Raw genomic sequence first — 2,495 nt, 5'->3', positions numbered from 1 at the left:
AGTAGTTGGAAAAAGGACAGATTACCGCTGTTGCAACTGCAATTAGCGGAAAAGGATTTGCTACACAGGGAAAGTTTTGTAACTCAAGAGAAATCGCTGCACCGCGTTTGCCCTAGCTGTAAAGAAGGGAAATTGATCACCCTTTTGGCCTTTGATAGCCGTGGCCCACCAAAAGATTACCAAAAGACCATAAAACGTAAACTATTGAAATTCAAACCATAAGAACGGCCCTGAAAAGGACCCTGGCATACTACTGCCCAAAACGAAGGAAAAACAGGTAAAACCCCGTAAATACTCAAAAGGGGTGTGGGTTTTGCATCAATAATTTATTCGTTATGTGGTTTTCTGCAAAAAAGAAAACTGTAGAACCGTATAACAATGACCTGCTTCCTTGTAAAGGTCTAGACAAACTTCCCGAATTCCCCCTTATTTACAAACCCCGGATCAGTCAACAAGTCATATAGCGCTAGCCTATCGGCGCGCCATATGCTTAGTTATTGTGCATAGTGTTTTATCCGTTCTTTTCAAAATTCAGTCCCGTTTTAAATCCAGTATATCCGAGCGAAATCAGCAAGAATATTTGAAACATCAAAAATATTAACCACAAAATAATATATTCCGTTGAACCACTATCTAACATAGAATTTTTTTCCATATTATTTTCAATTACTCCTGTCGAACGGGCAAAAGATTTAATCAACGAAAATAATCCAACAACCGAAATATTCATAAAAAAATTGGCAATCATAAAAATCAGATTTGCCGTTAAATTTTTGAATTTTCTTTTTAGTATTCTTACCAAATACACAAAGAAAAAAGTAAGCTTGATAATTAGAAGTGACAATTCATTTTTTTCCACAATGAAATAAGTGTCGTGAACATTTATATCAGTCGTTGACGAGCTGAAGCAATTAAGTCCAAGGAAAACCAGACAAATAATTATTGAAATACCAAATGTAGCTATCAGCCAAAAAATTTCTTTCCTTTTCAATCTGTAATATTTTAGTTAGGCTTTCCGCTTTTCATTTTACACTTTTGATGCGTTCTCGTAGTTTTTGTACATTATGCACAACGGTTTAGCTATGAACAGTACGGGAGCAAACTAGCGTTTGCTTTCCGCCACGCACATAGCAAAATCTTTTTGTTTTTTTTTCTTTTCCTTGTTTAAAGCAAAATCCCAAAGATTTTGCGGACCTTATAAAAATACACAAACCCTGCGATTAAGCTCGAAGCCCTTATTGTTTATAGGTTTTGTTGTCATTAGTATTTTTCCGCCAAGGTTTCAAATCCAGCCATTAAATCCACAAGCTTCTGCCTTTCTTCAAAACCCGGATATTCATCTTCAATGAATGATTTCGGTTCGAAACTGGCGTATGCGATATAGTTTTTTCCTTGATAAACGCTAAAGTGATAAGTTGTACCATCAGAAATCGATTTCACAAGCCTTGTCCCTTTTTCTTTTCCAGGTTTTGCATCAATATTAAGCTGAGTTTTATTGATTTGAAATTTCTTTTCAGAAATACAATTTTTCAAATAATTCCAATAATTCTGAAAGTCCTTTTTTCTAACTCTTTTTCGCTTCACTTTAGTTTTTAAATCCGAATCACTCGGTTGAAAGACTTTGTAACGCTTTATTTTTCCATCATTTTGATAAATTATATACTGTCCACTAAGTCCTTTGTTCCAATAGCCTGAGTAAGCAACTCTTACGATTAACGAATTCTTATCTTTTAAGTTCAACAATTCCACATATTGATTCTCATTTTCAGTTATTCCATTCCAAACCACTTCAGGAATCATTGAATTTTGTGAAATCCCTGTCATTGTGGAAAGTGTACAAATGAAAAGTAGAATTATTTTTTTCATATTAATGACAACGGCCCCTGTATAAAGCGGGCGGGGCGTTTTGGCTCTTGTCCGCTTCTTGTCGGCCGGTTGAGTTGTTTATAAATATACTTTAATTTCGGGATTTAGCCGCCACGCGTTGAGCTTTTAAAACGCCCCGTTCGCTTTATACCGTGTTCATGCCGGTTGGGCTCTTCCTATGGTGTTTCCCCTTGCCCTGGCTTTGTGTATTTGGGGCGTTTTACTCAGGGGCCGTTCAGGCCGATTGAATATCGTGGGAGCGTGAAATCCTTTTGGTTGTGTTTCGTGTTTTGACGGAATGCACCGCACCATTGTAAAGGGGGACTGTTCCCTCGGGTGTCCGATTTCATGGCGGAGCGATATGTCCTCTGGCAATCGGCCTGAACGGTCTTGTATATGGCTCGTAGCGTGCAAATTATCAATATTTTTTCGGTTAAGCACGAGCCGAATTTTTTAATTTTCTTATTATCTTTTTTTATCAATAAGCCAAATTAAAAAATTTGGCGGACTTGCAAATTATGCCTTAACTTCGATTAATCAACTAACTAGCTATGAGCTATATACGTTGTTGAACTAATCCTCGTACCTCGGAAGCCTTTAATTGGTTTATAAAAGTACGTTATCTTACT

General features: G+C 36.9%; 2 protein-coding genes and 1 pseudogene. 1 reads left to right on the top strand and 2 read right to left on the bottom strand.

The features are described 5' to 3' along the window. Positions 1–222: pseudogene (locus ACFQZJ_RS12220) on the top strand (IS91 family transposase); the annotation flags it as partial. A 289-nt stretch (positions 223–511) separates the two neighbouring features. Here the strand turns inward: ACFQZJ_RS12220 and ACFQZJ_RS12215 are convergent. Continuing rightward, on the bottom strand, positions 512–991 hold the full coding sequence (locus ACFQZJ_RS12215; protein WP_379934887.1) for a hypothetical protein: 480 nt from the start codon (positions 989–991) through the stop codon (positions 512–514). Positions 992–1,260: 269 nt separating this feature from the next. Then, positions 1,261–1,866: a hypothetical protein gene (locus ACFQZJ_RS12210; RefSeq protein ID WP_379934885.1), complete on the bottom strand. Its 606-nt coding sequence runs from the start codon at positions 1,864–1,866 to the stop codon at positions 1,261–1,263. Positions 1,867–2,495 lie beyond the last annotated feature (629 nt).

It is taken from the genome of Maribacter chungangensis (assembly GCF_042676845.1).
In the GTDB taxonomy this organism is placed as follows: domain Bacteria; phylum Bacteroidota; class Bacteroidia; order Flavobacteriales; family Flavobacteriaceae; genus Maribacter; species Maribacter chungangensis.
This window is presented reverse-complemented; position numbering and strand designations above follow the sequence as displayed.

Coding starts and splice junctions, on each gene's coding strand:
- ACFQZJ_RS12210 (WP_379934885.1), bottom strand. CDS start 1,866: ATGAAAAAAATAATTCTACTTTTCATTTGTACACTTTCCACAATGACA.